Origin of the sequence: Vibrio sp. 10N.247.311.14 (assembly GCF_041467715.1) — a bacterium.
GTDB lineage: Bacteria > Pseudomonadota > Gammaproteobacteria > Enterobacterales > Vibrionaceae > Vibrio > Vibrio crassostreae_C.
In genome coordinates, this window is sequence record NZ_JBFSVE010000041.1 from 1 (window position 1) to 18,993 (window position 18,993).

Below are 18,993 nucleotides of genomic sequence, written 5' to 3' on the forward strand. Positions count from 1 at the left end.
CTGAGCCCGTAGAGGACTTTCACCTCCTAGATCAACGCCATGCTCGGCGCACAATACGGAAAAGCCCAAAGTTATTAGCTTTGGGCTTTTCTTCTATAGCGAAATCTTACATATTCCAAATAGCCTGCCGTTGGAAATTACAGCTATCAATCGGGCATGACCACAATACCCATGGTTTCAAGCAGTTGCTCTTGCTGCCAAGCAACGATTTTAATTCCCGATGTGTCTACCTTGCGAGGATCTAACCCTTCTAATTCAGCATGGCATAAATTAGCACCTTGCATACTGAATTGCCCCCATACATCTTCCGAGAACACACCTCGGCTGAGATCAGACTCTTTCAGTGACGCACCGCCAAGGTAAGTGCCTATCCAACGGTTCTCAAACAGCTCACACTTCTCTAAACAAGCTTGTTCAAAATTGGCGTATGACAGATTACAGCCCGTAATATATGCAGAGCAAAAATACATTCTATTGCTTACCTGATTGGCAAAATTCGCACGAGTAAAGTTCGCCCCTTTCAGGTCACAATCACGTAACTCAATACCATAGCAATTCGTATTACTAAAATTCGCCATCGCCAACTGACAGTTCTGAAAACTTGCATCACGCAAATCTGCAACATCGAAGTGACATCCCTCAATATCGCCTTGTTCGATAAACTTACAGTTAATAAACGTTGCATCACGTAAGTTCGAACGTCTGAAATCACAACGGATAAACGTACAGGCTGTAAATGTAAGCTCTGATAAGTCTTGCTGAGCAAAATTGTGGTGATGATAAGTGCTGTTATTGGTGTCCATTTAGCCCCCTAAAGAAATTAAGCTAAGACTACCATTGCGATCTCAAGAAAACACCAAATTAAAAACCAACAAAAACAGTAACTTAAAACCCCCTGATTTAGCCATTTTAAGGCACCAAACAAGCCCTTTAAGGTTGTTATTTTCGATTTATAGGATGTGCTTATCTTGAAAAAAGTTTTGTCGCTTAGAAGTGCCAATAAGAGAAAATGTTACTTTGACGGAACGAATCAATTATTGACCGCGTCCTAACGCGCTAGACTGGACGGTTGGTATGTTGCTCGTTACACTATTCCTCATTCTCAGCATAAAGAGTAAGAACAATGAAAGACATGCGACAAGCTATGCTCGATGCAGGGTTTAGCCTTATTAATGAACACGGGTTTGCTGGTGTTGGCCTGATGAAAATCATCAACCAAGCGGAAGGCACGAAGGGTTCTTTTTACCATTACTTCAAATCCAAAGAACACTTTGGTGAGATCCTTCTTACCAACTACTTTGATGATCACCTCGCTAAGCTGGACGACTTTTTAAGTGATGAGTCGCTTTCTCGTCGTGACCGCGTAAAAGCCTATTTTGAGTTTTGGTGTGCATCGAAACTGACTGAAGACTTCAATATCCAATGTCTTGTCGTAAAACTGGCGGGAGAAGTATCTGGGTCGGCTAACCCGTTACAGTCCACAATGGCAATAGGCGCAGAAAAGATCATCCTGCGTATGGCGAAGCTGTTTGAAGAAGGCAATGAGGCCGGTGATTTCACGATCGCAGAGCCAGAATCGCTGTCTCGAATGCTTTATGGTCTATGGCTAGGCTCAACGCTCATGGCCGCCATGCAGCGTAACCGTTCGATTCTAAACAATGCCATGGAAGAGACTCTTCTCGCCATGAACCCAGCCCAAGAATCGGCTGACTAGATACCCGTTACCAAATACCAAATACCAAATACCAAATACCAAAAGGCTCGCATAATTTATGCGAGCCTTCTACCTTACTGTAAACATTGATTAAATCGATTCACGCTTACTCCGTTACCCCAGACGAGACGGGATATTATTGGCTTTGAATAAGTCCTTAATAACAGGGTCGATATGCTTGAAGAAGCTCAGCCATCCTTCACAGAGATAATTTAACCCAGCCTCACCATCTCGACTTTTGATGATGCGGTTTTTAGGGCACTCGCCATGGCATGCAAATTTAAACTCACAGGCTTGGCATTGTTTCGGCAGAGACTTCTGTTTGGCGAACCCAAAACGCTGCTGCTTTAGCGAGAAGGCTAAAGTTGAAAGTGCTTGTTCCTGAATATTACCCAGCTGAAATTCAGGAAAGACATAATGGTCACATGAATACACATCGCCATTGGGCTCAACCGCTAACCCTTTTCCGCAAATCTCACTCAATGTACACATAGTGCTTTCTTTCCCCATCCACACACCAAAGAAGTTTTCAAAATAAGGCACGAGCACCTGACCAAAATCATGTTGGTACCATTCATCAAAAATCGTAGAGAGAAACTCTCCCCATTGTGCTGATTCAACACTCCACGGCTCTAGATCGCCTGAAACAGGAATGATCGCCTTCTGGTTGGTGAGCCATTTGTTGTTAGTATGAGCAGCACGCTTATCGACCACAGGAATAAACTGCAATTGCTTCGAACCCACTTCATCACGCAGAAAGCGATAGACCTCTAATGGATATTTTCCTGTCACATCATTCACGCAGCTTAGGGTCGCGAACTCGACGTTATGTTGCTTCAAGTAGCGAATGCCACGCATTGTTTGAGAAAAAGTGCCTTTGCCTGCACGGTTAGTTCGGTAGTGATTATGTAAGTGCTCTGGGCCATCAATGCTCACACCAATGATAAAGTCATTCTTTTTGAAGAAATCACACCACGCATCATTCAGTAACGTGCCGTTGGTTTGAAGGTCATTGCTGATCTTACTGTAGCTAGGACAATATTTTTTCTGCAGCTCGACGACCTTTTGAAAGTACTCAATCCCCAACAAGGTAGGCTCTCCACCATGCCAAGAAAAGATGATTTCAGGCGTATTCTGCCCTTCTATATATTGCTTGATATAACGCTCTAACAGAACTTCATCCATCGTATATTGAGAGCCTTTTGGGTATTCAAGCAGCTGTTGTTTTTCTAAATAATAACAGTAGGTGCAACTGATATTACACACCGCCCCAATCGGTTTTGCTAACGCCTGAAGTTTGCTGTGTGCTTTGCCATTGAACTGCGGAACTGAACTCAAATTTGATAGCGATAATGTCGTCATGAAGAGTGCCTCGATGTAAAAGTTATTGTATTAGCCAAAACAATTCGTAATTCCTTTACACGGTGTTCATCGACCAACCAAGCTTAATGGCATTAGGTTGGCCGAGTGGTTCATTTCCTCTATTTCACGTTTTCAAACGGATTCCACGCTTCGTCAACCGGGACGATGTTTTGCGCTTTTTCGTACTCTTGATATTCAGCGACCATTTCAAGGAACAGATCTGGCATTTGATTTCTCAAGTCATGTTGCTCGGCTGGGTCTTTCTTGGTGTTGTATAAGTGCCACTCACTGTCGCCACCCATTCCCGTAGAGATTCGAATGATCTTATGATCACCTTTTAGCAAAATCCCGCTACCAAACAATTCAAATGGAATCGCATTATCGGCACTGTGCACCTCTGCCGTTTCCCCTTTGAAGTAAGGCAACAAGCTCACACCACTCATCGGCGCGACTTCTCGACCTTGATATTCCGTTCCTGGATGCTCTACCTCTGCAATTTCAAGAATCGTGGCTGCAATGTCTTTCACTTGGGATAAGTCATCTGTCTGAGTTCCCGGTTGCAACGCATCTTCACCGGCTAAAAGCGCTTTGGCTGGCTTAACGATAAATGGCACACGGAGACCGCCCTCTGCTGTGTAAGCTTTGTACCAAGATAGGCCACCGGTTGAAGCGCTTGCCCACTCAGGGCCAAGTGACACACTGGAGTTCGCCTTACCCAAATTTTCAGTCGAATTATCGAAATGATGAGCAGTCCACGTTCGGATCAAATCACTGATATTTTCACCGGTAATATCCGCCGCTTCTGGACCGTTATCAGCTAGATACATAATGTAGGTATTGTCGTATTCGCCGATTTCTTTCAGGTAATCGACTATCTGGCCGACTTGTTGGTCCTGCATTTCCATCATGCCCATCGCGACAGCCATTTTCTTGCCGTACCACTTTTGTTCTTTTTCAGAGAGCGAGTCCCAAGGTCGGCTTAATGAATTACGTCCTGAGATATCAGCCTCTTTAGGAATCACGCCCATCTCTTTCATACGTTCGAAACGGTCTTCTCGAACCGAGTCCCAACCATGTTCAACGTAATAATCGACTTTATCTTGATAGGCCGACTCAGGCGCTTGCAGTGGCAGGTGAATACCGGTGAATGGGACGTAAGCGAAGAAAGGCTTGCCGTCGTCTTTTTTGCTGTCGATCATCTTGATGATCTCGTTGGTGTACACTTGGTCTGAGTATTCGCCTTTGTATTTATCCTCAACCACTTCACCGTTGCGGTAAGTTGGCTCAACTTCAACGCCGGGGATATCGCCTTTTTGCAACGCATCCGCTGTTGCTGCGTTTTTGGCTGGGAACATCATATCTCGGTTAAAGTGATTCGAACCGCCCGCTAAAATACCGTAACTCTCCCCAAAACCTCGATCATCCGGTAGGAAGCCATCCTCGTGTCCCAAATGCCATTTACCAGAGAGGTAAGTGTTATAGCCGCTCTCTTCAAGCAGCGTGGCGACCGTGACACCTTTCTTGGTGAGGTAGCCTTCATAACCCGGCTTACCAATCGCGCCCGGATAGACGGCATAGTCAAAGGTGCCTAGCCCAACCTCGTGGCTGTTTGCTCCGGTTAGCATCATAGAGCGCGTTACCGATGAGGTTGGGGACGCGTGAAAGTTAGTAAACTTAACCCCCTCTTCAGCCAGCGCCATTAGGTTTGGGGTATCCGCTTCTGAACCATAAGGCTGTGTATCGGCAAAGCCCACATCATCGCCAACAATAACAACAATATTCGGCTTTTCTGATTCAGCCGCAAGAGCAGCACTGCTTGCCGCCGCCATTGCCGTGAACACTAAAGATTTCTTGAATGTCTGCATAAGACGTTCTCCAATTTCTGTGATTAACTTGTTTCAGTAATTAACTTTTCTGCGAGTAACTTTTTCTGTGATTAACTTTTTCTGTGGTTAACCGTTCTGTGATTAACCTGAGTTAGGATTTGAATTAATGCGCGGCTTGCGACATCCAATGTAATAAGTCGAGCGCAGGGTCATACTCTTGAGCTGCTGCCATGCCTATCCAGGTGACAGCTTCCGCTTGGCTGGCTTGAACGCCACTTCCAGAGATATACATCAACCCAAGCTGTGTTTGAGCTTCAGGGCTACCGTTATTGGCTGCGGTGACGAACCACTCCGCGGCTTTTTCATCATTCTGTTCTACGCCCTCTCCGCTCAGATATAAGTAAGCGACAGAGAGCTGGGCATCCAATTGCCCTTGGTAAGCCTCATCCAACAATTGCACGACATCTTGATGCTGCTGCGATTGATCCATGGTGGCTGCGTTCTTAGAGCTTTCGCTTCCAACGCTTGCTTTGGCAAAAAACAGAGCAGCCAAAACACCAGTCAGAATCACGGTAGTTAAACGTTTATTGATCATTTATTTCCTCCTCGGGAATAAAGGTCACAACGTCCCTGTTGAATGAGTTAGGTGAAAAGTAGGAATGGCGCGATGATGCACAAGCTTGATAGCAATACGTTTTCAATTTTCATAATTGGCTCTCGAGTAATAGTTGTGAGTGAATCAGGGACTGAACTAAATGGTCATAAAATTCAGCCGATTAAGACAAAGACTTAAATCGCTTTCTCAATGATGGTTTCAATCGTCTGTTTCGAGATTGGGTAGAACTGAAAGCAGATGTCTTTTTCAATCGCTTCCGCAATGTTGCTCTTCTCTTGCTCATCAAAGTCCCAGCTGCTGAAACGCTTCATCGCACCGACACTGGTTTGGAAGTTGTTTAAAAAATCCAACACTCTCTGGTAAACCATCTCATCGGTTCCGGTAGTATCGACCGAGAAAGCTTGAGCTAACTTCGCCGCATTCGGCATATAGAATTCCGGCAGCGCTTCAATCACAACCGGCATCAGTACTGTGTTGGCATCACCATGTGGAATGTGGCTAATCGCACCAAAGGCGTGAGCACAGTTGTGAATCGGAATGCCGCCCAAAGACGAATAGAAAGCAGAGATCGCCATGGTACTTGCTTGAAGAAGATTGCCGCGCGCGGTTAGGTTTTCTGGCTCTTTAAGTGCCAAGGGTAAGTTTTCAACAATCAGTTTTGCAGCCTGAATGCCGTAAGCGTCGGTGAATGCATTACTCATTGGCGAGACAATCGCTTCAACAGCGTGTGTTAGTGCATCCATGGCGGTAGAACGAGTAAGGTGAGCAGGCAGCTTAGTGGTAACGGTTGGATCAAGAATCGCGATATCAGCTTCCAATCCCGATGCGACTAGGCTTGCCTTAATGTTTTCATGTTCGTTGTAAAAAACAGCAATCGGAGAGGCTTCTGCGCCCGTGCCAGCCGTTGTCGGAACCGCAATGTGTGGCACTCGAATGTCTTCATTGTTTGGCCACACATCCATATGACCGCCGCCCGCAATCACCGTACGGATATCATCTATCTGCTTATGGAATGCGTATTTCACACCTTTAGAAGCATCAATCACGCTGCCGCCGCCAACAGACAAGATCGCATCAGCATTGACGCTGTTTGCAAACTCAATGGCAGCGTTGATGTTGTCGCAAGTCGCGTCTGGCGCGATATCGGTGTACACACCAACAAGCTGAACCGCTTGTTCATTGCCTGGCTGGTTCACCTTTTCGTTTACAAACAACGCCGAGAACTGCTCAACAAAGCCAAGAGACTCCAAGCCTTTATCAGAAAAGAGCACGACTCTTTGCGCACCTAAGCGACCAAAAAGAGAAGGGATATTTTCAATGCCATTCTCTTGAGCATGAACAATGGTTTTAAGTTGAAAGTTAAAATTATTGGTTGTCATGATATTTACCTCATTTCTAGTTGATGACTAAACAATAACCAATACAAACCGGTCGGTCTAGGGTGTTAATGTCAAAGATATGTCAATTAAGATCTTTATGGATCATTGCCCCAAAACGAAAAAAGCCCGCAAATGCGGGCTGTAGTAATAAGTAAGCTAGTGAGTGATCATTAAATAAGTGTCATTGACTCACCATCAGCAACTTATTAACTATTAACTATTAACTATTAACTATTAACTATTAACGAAGATGAGCTGGCACCTTGCTTTTGTCTCTAGTGAGGTAGTAATACAGGTAAACTAAAGAGTAGACAGTCACAAATCCATCGAGCGCAAATACACCGCTCCAACCATAAAACCACTCATAATCGTTGATACACACGTTGTATAAGAATATGCCCACAAACATCGACTTCTCAAATGCACTGTAAATCATGGTCGAAGTACGCAGCGATTTGTACTTCGCCGAGAACATCAACAACACACCAATACAGCCAACCATGACTCCCCAGTGTTGATAGGTACCCATAAGATACTCTTTGTTCACCATCATCGTATCGTTGTACGAGAACAGCGTTTGCATACTCCAATCAGGCGCAAGGAAAGTAGAGAAAGCGGTTGCGGTTAAGAATCCTGTAACCATCAAATACGCTTTCATCGTTCGTTCAAAAAATCGTTCCAACATAAAAATAACCTCTTAAAATAACGTCGTAAAAATAATTTCTTATAAATAACTTCTTGTAGATAAATTGGGTAATGACAGAAATGATTTACTTGCCAAGCATGCTCATCACTGCGGTCTTTAATTCGTTGTCTTCTTTTGAAAACAGATGCTTAACTCGATGATCTAAGCCTGTTTCCAAGACGGTTTTGGCATGGGAGAAAGTAAGGAAACCTTCTTTGCCGTGATAATTTCCCTGCCCTGATTCACCAATGCCACCAAACGGCGCGTCATCAACCGCTAAATGGAAAACACAGTCATTGATACACATTCCTCCGGAATGAACTTGATGTTTAACCTGAGCTTGTAAGCTCAAATCAAAGCTCATTAGATAAAGCGCTAACGGCCTTGGTTTGCTATTGATGACTTGGAACGCCTCTTCGATATTGCGATACGTAATCAAGGGTAATAGTGGGCCGAAAATCTCTTCGTTCATCACCTTGGATGACAGGCTTGGTTCAACAATCAGATGTGTCACCAGTCGTTGGCAATCTAAGTCCATCGCTTCGTCATGGCAGGCCACTGTTCGCGTTCCAGCTTGTCGTTCTTCATTCAACAGACCAGCAATACGATCACATTGGCGAGGGTTAATGATCGAAGTTAAACTCTCAGAGTAGATCCCTTCATCAAACAGCTGTTGGTATTGTTTTTTGTACTCCAGAATGAAGGTTTCGAGCTTATCTTCAGGGAGTAGCACGTAATCTGGAGCGACACACACTTGGCCGTTGTTTAGGCTTTTACCATAAATGATTCGCTCTACCGCAATATCGATCGGCATGTCTTCTGCCACGATAACCGGCGACTTTCCACCCAGCTCTAACGTGACTGGGGTTAGCGTGTCAGCCGCTGACTTCATCACTTGGCGGCCCACTTGGGTTGACCCTGTAAACAGAAGATGATCAAACGGCAATGCCGAAAATGCGGCTGCGATTTCTACCTCACCTTCAACCAAACACACCTCATCGGCATGGAATACTTCCGCCAATAGCGCTGTTAATACTTGGTTCGTCGCTGGGGTAAATTCACTCATCTTGATCATGGCGCGATTGCCAGCAGCCAGAGCAGAAATAAGCGGGCCGACGGATAACATGATCGGGAAATTCCACGGAGCAATAATCCCGACAACGCCTTTGGGTTGATAAACCACCTCCACACGAGAGGTTGAAAGTAATGGACCGGAATGACGAATTGAAGATGTCGACCAATGAGGCAAACATTCAATGCTGTGATCAATATTTCCGATACAAGGCAATATGTCAGCCATCAAAGTGTCTTGTCGACTGCGGTGACCATAGTCCTCACTCACGGCTGCACACAAACGATCTGTGTAATCGATTAGCGCAGATTTAAGTGCAAGCAACTGCTCAATTCTCACCGATACCGCTGGCATCGGGTTCTGTGCAAAAGCTCCCTGCATGTTGTTCAACGTCATGGTCATTTGTGTTGGCGTCAATTCGTATTTCATACATCACCTCGTGGTTAAGATGAGCACACAATAATACAAAACAGACCGGTCGGTCTATACTTTTATTGTCAGAGAATCGTCAATGCATTTTTGAATACAAATAAATAGGGTGATTACAACGTAGGGTTAAAACCCAGGGAGATTTAAAATAGAAGGACGTAGCGAATAGGCGGTATAACGAGAAATTTCACATAGTGAGATCAAAAATGGCCGCTTAATGCGACCATTTAATAATTATTTAAATTTTTGTTTTAAATAGATAATTTAAAAATAACGTTAGCTTTTGGCTACGTTTGCAATGCCTTCAAGCTGAAGCACTGGAGCAGCGTCGATGTCTTCTGCGTTCATCATTGCTGATACACGCTGCATCGAAGAAAGCAGTAAGCTTTGCTCCCACGTCTCTAGGTTTTGGAATTTTTTAACGAAGTTATCTTGCAGCGGCGGTGGCGCATTGTTTAGCAACTCTTGACCTTTTTCAGTCAGGTTCGCGTGTACTTTACGGCGGTCCGATGAACTGCGTACTCGTTGTACATAGCCATTTAACTCAAGACGGTCGATGATCGTCGTCGTCGTTGCTTGGCTTACATTGGTCTGATTAGACAATTCTTTGATCGTCACATTACCCATTTCTTGGATTGCTCTCATTAAGATTAATTGAGGGCCAGTCAAACCATACTCTTTACTCAGCTTCTTCGAGTGTAAATCGATAGCGCGAATAATTTGGCGAATAGCGACCAGGATTTCGTCATGTTTGTCCAAGATGCAGACCTTTGTACTAATATACTGTGAATGGTTTTACAGCGTCGAAGCGATGAAATGCCTCGAGTGATTACGTCACGCGCGCTCGAATTACACTGTAAATTGATAAATTACTTCATTGATTTTTCCGCATTGTACTGATGTTCATACTATTCTCAATCTTTTCTATACCACTAAACTTGCGTGGTACGGCACTTTTGCTTAATGAAGGGGGAATGAAAGCTTCAATGAAGACAAAAATAATGAACCAGAGAATACAAACTCAAAGAATAATATATTTTAATAATCATAGAGGTAGAGAGACTTAACCCTCTCCACCCAATAAAAAACCAGCCTCAATAGCTAAGCTGAAAAACGAAATTTTACGCAGCGGTATTCATCTGAAAGTTACCCGTTAGTGCGTTGTAAAACTCGCTGTTATCCAAAATCCCAACCAATTGATCGTTTTCAACCAACAGAATTGGGTGGTTACTGATCTGTTTAAGCTTAATCGCATCACGCATACCAATCTCCGGGCTTGTCACTACCACACTCGACGCGTTGATCGCAGTTAGATCGTCAGACTCGCTCCACTCAACAAGCGCCAAAGCAGATTCACCTTTTACTGATAAAGCACCTTCATTCTGTTCAATCCAGAGATCTTTAGAATCGCAGATCTTCCAGCTTTCATTCTCTTGCGTCAGTGAATCAAGAGGCTGCATTAAAGAACGACCTTTAAGCACATTCAATGGATTGGTGTGAGCAACGAAGTCTTTTACGTATTCGGTTTTTGGCGTCAGTACGATCTCTTCAGGCTTACCGTGTTGAATCAGTTTGCCTGACTCCATGATCGCAATGTTATTACCAATCTTCAGCGCTTCGTCTAAATCATGACTCACGAACAAAATCGTTTTGTTAAGCTTGTTTTGCAATAAAATTAGCTCATCTTGCAACTGTGCACGAATGAGCGGATCAAGCGCTGAAAACGGTTCATCCATAAGAAGAATGTCGGTATCCATCGCAAAGGCACGCGCTAGACCAACACGTTGCTGCATACCGCCAGAAAGCTCATGCGGATACTTGGTTTCCCACTCTGCCAAACCCACCATTTCAAGTTGTTCACGCGCTTTAGCACGACGAACATCTTTGGCTACGCCTTGCATTTCTAGACCAAACGCCACGTTATCTAACACGTTTAACCAAGGCATTAGGGCAAATTTTTGGAACACCATAGAAACGCGGTGAGTACGAAGATGACGCAAGGTCGCTTCGTCGCACTGTTCACCTAAATCAACCTGCTTGTCTCCATCTTTGATCGCCAATGAGCCACGGCTGATCTCATTCAGGCCGTTAACTGCGCGAAGCAAAGATGATTTACCAGAACCAGACAACCCCATCAGCACACAAATCTCGCCTTCTTCAACGGTCAGCGACACATTGTCTACGCCGACAACTTGACCAGTTTCATCAATGATCTCTTGGCGAGTTTTACCTTGGTCGAGTAGCTCAAGCGCTTGTTTCGATTTATTACCAAACACAACATCGAGATTCTTAATGGTAATCGCGTCCATTGTCTTTTTTTCCTGAGAGTTAGACATGATTAAGCTTCCTTCTGGTTTGGTGTTTTGCACAAGCGGTCAAGGATGATTGCGACTAATACAATCGCTAATCCAGCTTCAAAACCTTGTGAGATGTTCACTGTGTTCAATGCACGAACAACAGGTTTACCAAGTCCGTCAGCACCGACAAGAGCGGCGATAACCACCATCGAAAGCGACAACATAATACATTGGGTTACACCCGCCATGATGCTTGGTAGAGCCGCCGGTAATTCGACCTTCATCAGCAATTTCATGCGGCTGGCACCAAACGCTTTACCCGCTTCAATCAACTCTTCCGGCACTTTAGTGACGCCTAAGTAGGTTAAACGAATCGGTGCAGCTATCGCGAAAATAATGGTCGAGATTAAGCCAGGAACAATACCCAAGCCGAATAGAACCAGAGTTGGAATCAGATAAACGAAAGTTGGGACTGTCTGCATCAAATCAAGGATTGGACGCAAAACTGTATAGAGCCAAGGACGGTGAGCAGCCATGATGCCAACCGGTACGCCAATTAATACGGAAATCGTTGTCGCCGCAAAGACGAGAACAAAGGTTTCCAGCATTTCTTGCCAGTATCCGAGGTTAAGAATAGTCAGCAGTGCCGCGACCACAAAGATCACCAGCGAAGGTTTACGGTGTAAATACCATGCAATCGCCGCGGTCATCACGATTGGTAAAGCCGGTGGCATCCACTTAAATACATCGACTAAAAACATAATGACGGTTTCTAGAAAAATCGAAATAGCGTCAAAGAATCCTGCTGCATTGATTGTTAGCCAATCAACACCCGCTTCCATCCATTGACCAACAGGGATTTTGTTTTCCGTAATAAAATTCACAATATTGCCTTTTATTATGGGTGGGCTACTTCAAACCAATCGATAAATTGGCAAGCCCACCTTTATTATTTATGTAGCTGGTGAGATAGGTAGAACTAAGCTTTAACTTGCTTTAGGTATTCAGTAACGGCTTGAGTCGCTGATTCACCTTTATGCGTTTTTACATTGTCTAACCAAGCTTCCACTTGTTGAGGGTTCTTGTTCAACCATTGTTGAGCCGCTTTTTCTGGCTTCACTTTTTGGTTAAGAATCTCTTCCATCAACTGGTTTTCCATCTCTAGAGTGAATTCTAGGTTTTGTAGAAGTTGACCGACATTTGCACACTCAGACACGTAGTTTGAACGAACGTTAGTGTAAACATTCGCGCCACCGTAGTTAGGGCCAAAGAAGTCGTCACCACCTGATAGGTATTCCATTTCAACATTGCTGTTCATTGGGTGCGGAGCCCAACCAAGGTAAACGATCCACTGGCTACGACGAGCAGCGCGAGATACTTGCGATACCATGCCCGCTTCACTTGATTCCACTAGGCTGAAATCTTTCAAGCCAAACGCGTCAGAATCAATCATTGATTGGATTAAGCGGTTACCGTCGTTACCCGGCTCTATGCCGTAGATGCGGTCTTTAAATTTGTCGGCATGTTTTGCTAGGTCTGCGAAGCTTTTTACGCCAGAGTCGTACACGTATTTTGGTACGGCTAGCGTGTATTTTGCGCCTTCAAGGTTGGCACGAACGGTTTCAACCGTGCCCGCTTCACGGTACTTAGCAATATCGCCTTCCATGGTTGGCATCCAGTTACCTAGGAATACATCAATATCGCCGTTCGCCATTGAAGAGTAAGTCACCGGTACTGAAAGTAGGTCGGTTTTGGTTTTGTAACCAAGGCCTTTTAATAGTTCAGAAGTAACGGCGGTTGTTGCGGTAATGTCAGTCCAGCCTACATCAGCGAAGCGAACGTTTTCACATTGCTGTGGTTCAATAGAAGCGTTAGCACCAAATGCAAATGAACTAATGGCTAGTGCTGTTAACGTTTTCGTGGTCATGTTCTGAATATTTAGAGTCGTCATAATGGTTCCTTTTTATCTTTCCTTTTTCTGCTCGATATCAACACCGATAGAGAGCAGTTCTTCTGACTTTTGACTAATTTTTGTTGTTACTTTTTGCTTTTTCTATTTTTGAACTAATAACAGAGGCTTACGCTTCTCTTACTGGTTTATTTATTCTTTGCTTCTCTTGCCACTCAGGTGCAATCCACACTGGAACGTCCTGCGCTTTGAGCATCGGCTTACCTAAAATCAAATCGGAAGCACGCTCAGCAACCATAATGGTCGGGGCGTTCAAATTGCCGTTTGGAATGGTTGGGAAAACCGATGAGTCGACAACACGTAAATTATCGACACCGCGAACGCGACACTCTTCATCAAGCACTGCCATTGGATCATCATCTGAACCCATTTTGCAGCCACATGAAGGGTGATAAGCACTTTCAACGTTCTGCTTAACCCATTCATCAATTGCTTCATCGGAAGTAATATTTAGACCCGGCTGAATCTCTTTTCCTCGATACACATCCATCGCAGGTTGAGACAAAATCTCACGCGTCAGACGAATACAATCGCGCCAATCTTGGCGATCTTGTTCAGTCGAGATGTAGTTGAAAATGATCTCTGGCTTGGCATGCGGATCAGCAGAAGTGATCGCAACCGTACCGCGACTCTCTGGCTTGTTAGGCCCAACGTGTACTTGGAAACCGTGACCATCAAAGGCCGCTTGTCCGTCGTAACGCATCGCTGCTGGTAGGAAGTGATATTGAATGTTTGGCCACTTCAATCCTTTGCGAGAACGAATAAACGCGCACGATTCAAAGTGGTTAGTGGCACCAAGGCCTTTACGAGTCAAAATCCATTCTGCACCAATCATGCCTTTGCTGACTAAACCAAGCTTGCTGTTGAGCGTGATGGGTTCGTTGCAGTGATATTGGAAGTACACTTCTAGGTGATCTTGAAGGTTTTCACCTACGCCATTCAGCTCGTGTTTAAGCTCAACGCCTGCCTTTTCAAGCACGGCTTTCGGGCCGATACCAGAAAGCTGAAGCAGTTGAACAGAACCGATAGAACCCGCAGAAGAGATCACTTCTTTGTTCGCCACAGCCACTTGAGTATTGCCTGACTTTTCAAACTCGACACCGACGGCTTTCAAGCCTGATTGACCTTTTGATGACTGGTCTTTTACGTCGAGTGCTTCAAGTAAGAAACGACGCGCCACGATACCTTTCTTCAAGGTTAGGTTTGAACGCTTCAATGCTCGACGTAGATAAGCGTTAGAGGTTGAGGCTCTAACACCCTTGTCTACCGTCATATGCATAGTGCCGAAGCCTTCTTGCTGGTAGCCGTTGTAGTCTTGTGTTTCTGGGTAACCGGCGTCTTTACCTGCATCGATAAACGCTTGGTAAAGTGGATTAAGCTCCATATCGTTACCATTACAAGTGCCGACAGGGCCATTGTCACCACGGTATTCATCACCGCCTTTGTTCCATGATTCAGCACGGCGGAAGTAAGGCAGACATGCTTGGTAGTTCCAACCTGCCGCACCCTCTTCTTCCCATTGGTCAAAATCACACGCGTGGCCACGAACATAAACCATGCCGTTAATTGATGAGCTGCCGCCTAACACTTTGCCACGTGGGCAGTGCAGTTCACGTCCATCAAGGCCCGGTTCTTTCTCTGTTTCAAATTGCCAAGCGTACTTTTCAGTATTCATTGGGTAAGAAAGCGCGGTTGGCATTTGGATAAAAATACTCTTGTCCGTACCACCAGCTTCCAGTAATAAAACGCTATGTTCACCGCTTTCCGTTAGCCTATCCGCTAACACACAGCCGGCCGAACCCGCGCCGACGATAATATAATCGTAGCGTTGTTCCATGTTTTGATTTCCCTGAGATGAGTCAGTAGGGCTAGCTCTGTTAAGCTAACCCATAAAATTGAGTGTTACGCGTTAGGCATAAGGGCTGGCGTAGTCGCCAAGTTCAATAAGAATGCTCTTAGTCTGCGTATAATGAAGTAGGGTTTCTGGTCCATTTTCACGGCCAATACCCGAAAGCTTGTAACCGCCAACCGGCATTTCTGCTGGTGAGTCGCCCCACGTGTTCACCCAACAAATACCTGCCTGCATTTGGTGAATAACACGGTGCGCACGAGAAAGGTTTTGCGTGAACACACCAGCCGCTAGGCCATATTTGGTGTCGTTAGCGCGGCGAATCACGTCGTCTTCGTCCGTAAACTTCAACACTGACATTACAGGGCCGAAGATCTCTTGTTGAACGTGAGGCATGTTGTCTTCGCAATCCACAAACACGGTAGGGATAACAAAGTTGCCGTTTTCGAGGCCGTTGTCTGTCACTTGATAGCCGCCCGTCAGCAGAGTTGCGCCCGACTGCTTAGCTAGCTCAATGGCTTCAAGGACTTTTGAAAGGTGTTCTTTAGAAATCAACGCGCCGATCTGAGTCTCCATGTCCATTGGATCACCAATGATCAGCTTCTCAGTGCGTGTTTTAAGTTGGTCGATGAATGCGTTGTAGATGTTTTCGTGTACATAAACACGGGTACCGTTAGTACACACTTCGCCTTGGGTGTAGAAGTTAGCAACCATCGAAGCGGAAACTGCATCATCCAATTTCGCATCATCAAACACGATCATCGGTGACTTGCCGCCAAGTTCCATGGTGACTGATTTCAGCGTCTTAGCGCTGTCTGCCATTACCGCTTTACCGGTACCGGTTTCGCCCGTGAACGACACTTTTGCGATATCTGGGTGCGCCGTTAGCATCTGACCAACACGGTAATCGCCCTGAACCACATTAAACACGCCATCGGGAAGACCAGCTTCAGTAAAGATCTCTGCAAGCTTCAGTGCTGTGAGCGGCGTTTCTTCTGAAGGTTTGAAAATCATCGCGTTACCCGCGGCCAATGCCGGAGCCGATTTCCACATCGCGATTTGAATTGGGTAGTTCCACGCGCCAATGCCCGCACAAATGCCTAGCGGCTCGCGGCGAGTGTAGAAAAATTGAGATTCGCTCAGCGGCTGTTGGTCGCCTTGTAGCGTTGGAGCCAAGCCAGCAAAGTATTCAATAACATCAGCGCCAGACGCCACATCCACTTCAATTGCTTCTTGCAGAGGCTTGCCCGTATCAACAACCTCAAGATTTGCAAGGTCATTATTTCGAGCTCTAAGTATTTCCACTGCCTTCAAAAGAATGCGGCTGCGTTCCACAGCGGTCATTGCTGACCATACCGCAAATCCGCGTTTCGCAGATTCAATAGCACTGTCGACATCCGCAGAAGATGCTTGGCCTAACGTCGCGATAGGTTCACCGTTTGCAGGGTTAATGCTATCAAAGGTTTCACCAGAGGTTGCTTTAACCGCTGCGCCATCGATGTATAACGAGTTCATTTCCATTTGAGATTCTGACTTAATTATTGTTATTAGACTCTACTGGTCTATATGTGAGTATTGGGTGGTCGTTCTAGGTCTAGCGCTACCACTGCGATCTATTTGCTGTAACACGAGTAGAACGTAAGTTGTTTATCTAGATAATCATTGATGATGGCACGCGCCTTTTGAGCATCGATACCATCTGGGTTTAATGTGCCTCTCAGCCACAAACCATCAATCAGAGACGCAATCCCGTGAGCAACGAGATCCGCTTGTTCATGATTCAAAATACCTTTCAACTCAAGACGTAAGTGTGAAATCAAACGTTTTTCATTCACACGCTGCAGTCTTTTCAGCTGTTCGTCATGCATTGAATATGACCAAAATGCCAACCACGCCTTCGCGACCTTATTTTCTGCTTGGTAACCTTCGAAGTTACCATCGATGATCGCGTTGATTCTCTGTTGGTGAGCATCAACAGGAAGCGCTTTTAGTGAAGTCGTGATGGTATTAGAAAGTTGGCGAAGGATTTCACGCATGGTCTCTTCGAGCAGCCCATGCTTTCCACCAAAATAGTGATTAATAATGCCAGTGGAGACTCCCGCTTCTTTGCTGATCAACGCAATACTCGCGGCATGCAAACCCACTCGATCAATCACCGTCATGGTGGCTTGAACAAGCTGTGGTTTACGTATATCAGGCATCCCGACCTTCGGCATTTCTCAGTCCTTTTATTTTATATTGAACGTTCAGTTAAATATAAAATGACAGAAATTTAGTTAGGGTTCAAATGATTATTTAAAACAAACTCATAACAATACAGCATTCAAAACAACAAAAATCATTATGGAACAACAGCTTAAATATCATTTAGAGCACTAACGAAAACAATTGAAGATTTGAGGTGTGATAGTTATTGGTCAAATGTTTTTGCTTAGAAAGTTCAAGAATCAATCAGTGAGAGTCCTTGTAGAAACTTTTTGGGGAGGGAGTGGAAAGGAAGTATCAAGGAATTTTCATACTGAAATTTAAGACAAGGAAATCCACAATCAACACAGGTAACGAATCAAAAAATGAACAAAAAAGGTTGGCGACAACAGCGTCATCACCAACCTTCTCAGTCGTTTCTAATGTTATTGCAAGCCTAAGCTACTCAATGCGTGTGATGAAACCGTATTTATCTGACTCAGCCTTAGTCACCCAGTGTTCGCCAGAAGCCGGAGCAGAATCCAACGTGAAGATATAGAAGTCGATTCCTTTGTCTCCCATTACCTTTTTAAAGTAGGTCGCTTGCTTGCGATGGCTTTCGTTCGTGTATGGGAAGTCTTTGGCTGTTTTATCATCCTCAGCCCAACTGTGCACACCAACCTGCTTATTAAGCTCAATGGCTTTAGTGGTATCTGCTCGTTGCAAAACTCGTGGGTTACCCCCAGCGAAAAGATCCGTGCCGCCAGAGAACACCGACCCCGTAGGCGTTACGATCGTCGTCATGTTGTTACTGTGGATCATGCGACCGGTGTACATATTGATATCATCGTCGGCACTTCCACCAATATGGTTGGTAAACTTCAACGTCATCTCACTGCCTTGATACAATTTCACGATATCAAAAAGCTGAGAATAGGTTGATGCGCCTAGAGTGGAAGTAATGCGATCAACAGCGCCAGTCTCGTTGAGCACATCACGGTAAAAAGCGTTGAAAGCAAACGAGGTGGTTATCGTTACCTTGTTCCCACTTTTAGTGTTACTCAGAATGGTAGACCCAAGGCTAGTCACGTATTGAACCAGTTCATTGTGATACTCAAGCTCGACGGGCTTATGAGTATTCGTCGTCGTGTTAATTAACGTGGTGTCATTGCCGATTGAGCGTTGAGCCGCACCACAATCAAACACGTCCAAACCCTTGCTCTCTGTGTAGATACCGCAGCTATCAAATCCTGCATCAGGGAGGTACAGATCCACACTTTGACCTAAACTATCCGCAAGCCTAACCACTTTTTGCTTATCACTAATATCTTCCGCAAACAGAACGATTTCATACTGCACACCGTTGTAATCAAGTTTTATGGATTCTTGGACCTCTTGTCGCTCTTTATACAACTCACCCAGTTTCGCTGATGAAAATACGTAATCCGCTTGAGGTTTTGCTTGCACTTTGGTGGCAGCTTTACCTGAGTTAGAGCTTGAATTACAGCCCGCTAACAGAATCAAAGGTAACGCCAGTAATGCATTTCTATAGTCGTTCATACCGTTATTCCCAAAATGTTTGATGAGAAAATTCTATTGTTTAGCGCTGAA

Annotated in this window: 16 protein-coding genes; 1 reads left to right on the forward strand and 15 read right to left on the reverse strand. The window is 44.9% G+C overall.

Features of this window, described 5'->3' with window-relative positions; genetic code table 11:
• Window positions 1-146: 146 nt before the first annotated feature.
• Entirely contained in the window at window positions 147-803 is a 657-nt protein-coding gene (locus AB6F11_RS15085) for a QnrS family quinolone resistance pentapeptide repeat protein (protein WP_102393809.1), read from the reverse strand.
• A gap of 320 nt (window positions 804-1,123) precedes the next feature.
• On the opposite strand from AB6F11_RS15085, the gene AB6F11_RS15090 reads away from it, so the two are divergent.
• Complete coding sequence (locus AB6F11_RS15090) at window positions 1,124-1,714, forward strand: TetR/AcrR family transcriptional regulator (RefSeq protein ID WP_102393808.1); 591 nt, start codon at window positions 1,124-1,126, stop codon at window positions 1,712-1,714.
• A gap of 114 nt (window positions 1,715-1,828) precedes the next feature.
• Here the strand turns inward: AB6F11_RS15090 and AB6F11_RS15095 are convergent, their stop codons facing one another.
• From AB6F11_RS15095 to AB6F11_RS15160, 14 genes are all read right to left on the reverse strand, one after another.
• Window positions 1,829-3,076 carry an anaerobic sulfatase maturase gene (locus AB6F11_RS15095; RefSeq protein ID WP_104216329.1) on the reverse strand — a complete coding sequence of 416 codons (1,248 nt, stop codon included), beginning with the start codon at window positions 3,074-3,076 and terminating at the stop codon, window positions 1,829-1,831.
• Window positions 3,077-3,195: 119 nt separating this feature from the next.
• Entirely contained in the window at window positions 3,196-4,941 is a 1,746-nt protein-coding gene (locus AB6F11_RS15100; protein WP_104216328.1) for an arylsulfatase, read from the reverse strand.
• Between the two features lie 124 nt (window positions 4,942-5,065).
• Window positions 5,066-5,497 carry a tetratricopeptide repeat protein gene (locus tag AB6F11_RS15105; protein ID WP_048610280.1) on the reverse strand — a complete coding sequence of 144 codons (432 nt, stop codon included), beginning with the start codon at window positions 5,495-5,497 and terminating at the stop codon, window positions 5,066-5,068.
• Between the two features lie 194 nt (window positions 5,498-5,691).
• Window positions 5,692-6,897 carry an iron-containing alcohol dehydrogenase gene (locus tag AB6F11_RS15110; RefSeq protein WP_102487543.1) on the reverse strand — a complete coding sequence of 402 codons (1,206 nt, stop codon included), beginning with the start codon at window positions 6,895-6,897 and terminating at the stop codon, window positions 5,692-5,694.
• Between the two features lie 241 nt (window positions 6,898-7,138).
• Window positions 7,139-7,582 carry a hypothetical protein gene (locus AB6F11_RS15115; RefSeq protein WP_004732424.1) on the reverse strand — a complete coding sequence of 148 codons (444 nt, stop codon included), beginning with the start codon at window positions 7,580-7,582 and terminating at the stop codon, window positions 7,139-7,141.
• An 85-nt stretch (window positions 7,583-7,667) separates the two neighbouring features.
• Window positions 7,668-9,083 (reverse strand): coniferyl aldehyde dehydrogenase, encoded by a 1,416-nt coding sequence (locus AB6F11_RS15120; protein ID WP_104216327.1) that lies wholly within the window; start codon window positions 9,081-9,083, stop codon window positions 7,668-7,670.
• 276 nt (window positions 9,084-9,359) lie between these two features.
• Window positions 9,360-9,842 (reverse strand): MarR family winged helix-turn-helix transcriptional regulator, encoded by a 483-nt coding sequence (locus tag AB6F11_RS15125; protein ID WP_004732429.1) that lies wholly within the window; start codon window positions 9,840-9,842, stop codon window positions 9,360-9,362.
• A gap of 362 nt (window positions 9,843-10,204) precedes the next feature.
• The gene (gene choV / locus AB6F11_RS15130) at window positions 10,205-11,419 is read right to left on the reverse strand and encodes a choline ABC transporter ATP-binding protein (RefSeq protein ID WP_104216326.1); all 1,215 of its coding nucleotides are present in this window, start codon (window positions 11,417-11,419) and stop codon (window positions 10,205-10,207) included.
• 2 nt (window positions 11,420-11,421) lie between these two features.
• Window positions 11,422-12,264, reverse strand: a complete 843-nt coding sequence (choW, locus tag AB6F11_RS15135) for a choline ABC transporter permease subunit (protein WP_009845976.1) — start codon at window positions 12,262-12,264, stop codon at window positions 11,422-11,424.
• A gap of 95 nt (window positions 12,265-12,359) precedes the next feature.
• Window positions 12,360-13,331, reverse strand: a complete 972-nt coding sequence (locus AB6F11_RS15140) for a choline ABC transporter substrate-binding protein (protein WP_104216325.1) — start codon at window positions 13,329-13,331, stop codon at window positions 12,360-12,362.
• A 127-nt stretch (window positions 13,332-13,458) separates the two neighbouring features.
• Window positions 13,459-15,186 carry a choline dehydrogenase gene (gene betA, locus AB6F11_RS15145; protein WP_104216324.1) on the reverse strand — a complete coding sequence of 576 codons (1,728 nt, stop codon included), beginning with the start codon at window positions 15,184-15,186 and terminating at the stop codon, window positions 13,459-13,461.
• Window positions 15,187-15,258: 72 nt separating this feature from the next.
• On the reverse strand, window positions 15,259-16,719 hold the full coding sequence (gene betB / locus AB6F11_RS15150) for a betaine-aldehyde dehydrogenase (RefSeq protein WP_102398297.1): 1,461 nt from the start codon (window positions 16,717-16,719) through the stop codon (window positions 15,259-15,261).
• 92 nt (window positions 16,720-16,811) lie between these two features.
• Entirely contained in the window at window positions 16,812-17,414 is a 603-nt protein-coding gene (gene betI / locus AB6F11_RS15155; protein WP_017070135.1) for a transcriptional regulator BetI, read from the reverse strand.
• Between the two features lie 430 nt (window positions 17,415-17,844).
• Complete coding sequence (locus AB6F11_RS15160; protein WP_104216323.1) at window positions 17,845-18,942, reverse strand: alpha/beta hydrolase; 1,098 nt, start codon at window positions 18,940-18,942, stop codon at window positions 17,845-17,847.
• Window positions 18,943-18,993 lie beyond the last annotated feature (51 nt).

Excerpts from the sequence above, each read along its gene's own strand:
- AB6F11_RS15085 (WP_102393809.1), bottom strand. The coding sequence starts at position 803 with ATGGACACCAATAACAGCACTTATCATCACCACAATTTTGCTCAGCAA.
- AB6F11_RS15090 (WP_102393808.1), top strand. The coding sequence starts at position 1,124 with ATGAAAGACATGCGACAAGCTATGCTCGATGCAGGGTTTAGCCTTATT.
- AB6F11_RS15095 (WP_104216329.1), bottom strand. The coding sequence starts at position 3,076 with ATGACGACATTATCGCTATCAAATTTGAGTTCAGTTCCGCAGTTCAAT.
- AB6F11_RS15100 (WP_104216328.1), bottom strand. The coding sequence starts at position 4,941 with ATGCAGACATTCAAGAAATCTTTAGTGTTCACGGCAATGGCGGCGGCA.
- AB6F11_RS15105 (WP_048610280.1), bottom strand. The coding sequence starts at position 5,497 with ATGATCAATAAACGTTTAACTACCGTGATTCTGACTGGTGTTTTGGCT.
- AB6F11_RS15110 (WP_102487543.1), bottom strand. The coding sequence starts at position 6,897 with ATGACAACCAATAATTTTAACTTTCAACTTAAAACCATTGTTCATGCT.
- AB6F11_RS15115 (WP_004732424.1), bottom strand. The coding sequence starts at position 7,582 with ATGTTGGAACGATTTTTTGAACGAACGATGAAAGCGTATTTGATGGTT.
- AB6F11_RS15120 (WP_104216327.1), bottom strand. The coding sequence starts at position 9,083 with ATGAAATACGAATTGACGCCAACACAAATGACCATGACGTTGAACAAC.
- choV (WP_104216326.1), bottom strand. The coding sequence starts at position 11,419 with ATGTCTAACTCTCAGGAAAAAAAGACAATGGACGCGATTACCATTAAG.
- AB6F11_RS15140 (WP_104216325.1), bottom strand. The coding sequence starts at position 13,331 with ATGACGACTCTAAATATTCAGAACATGACCACGAAAACGTTAACAGCA.
- betA (WP_104216324.1), bottom strand. The coding sequence starts at position 15,186 with ATGGAACAACGCTACGATTATATTATCGTCGGCGCGGGTTCGGCCGGC.
- betB (WP_102398297.1), bottom strand. The coding sequence starts at position 16,719 with ATGGAAATGAACTCGTTATACATCGATGGCGCAGCGGTTAAAGCAACC.
- betI (WP_017070135.1), bottom strand. The coding sequence starts at position 17,414 with ATGCCGAAGGTCGGGATGCCTGATATACGTAAACCACAGCTTGTTCAA.
- AB6F11_RS15160 (WP_104216323.1), bottom strand. The coding sequence starts at position 18,942 with ATGAACGACTATAGAAATGCATTACTGGCGTTACCTTTGATTCTGTTA.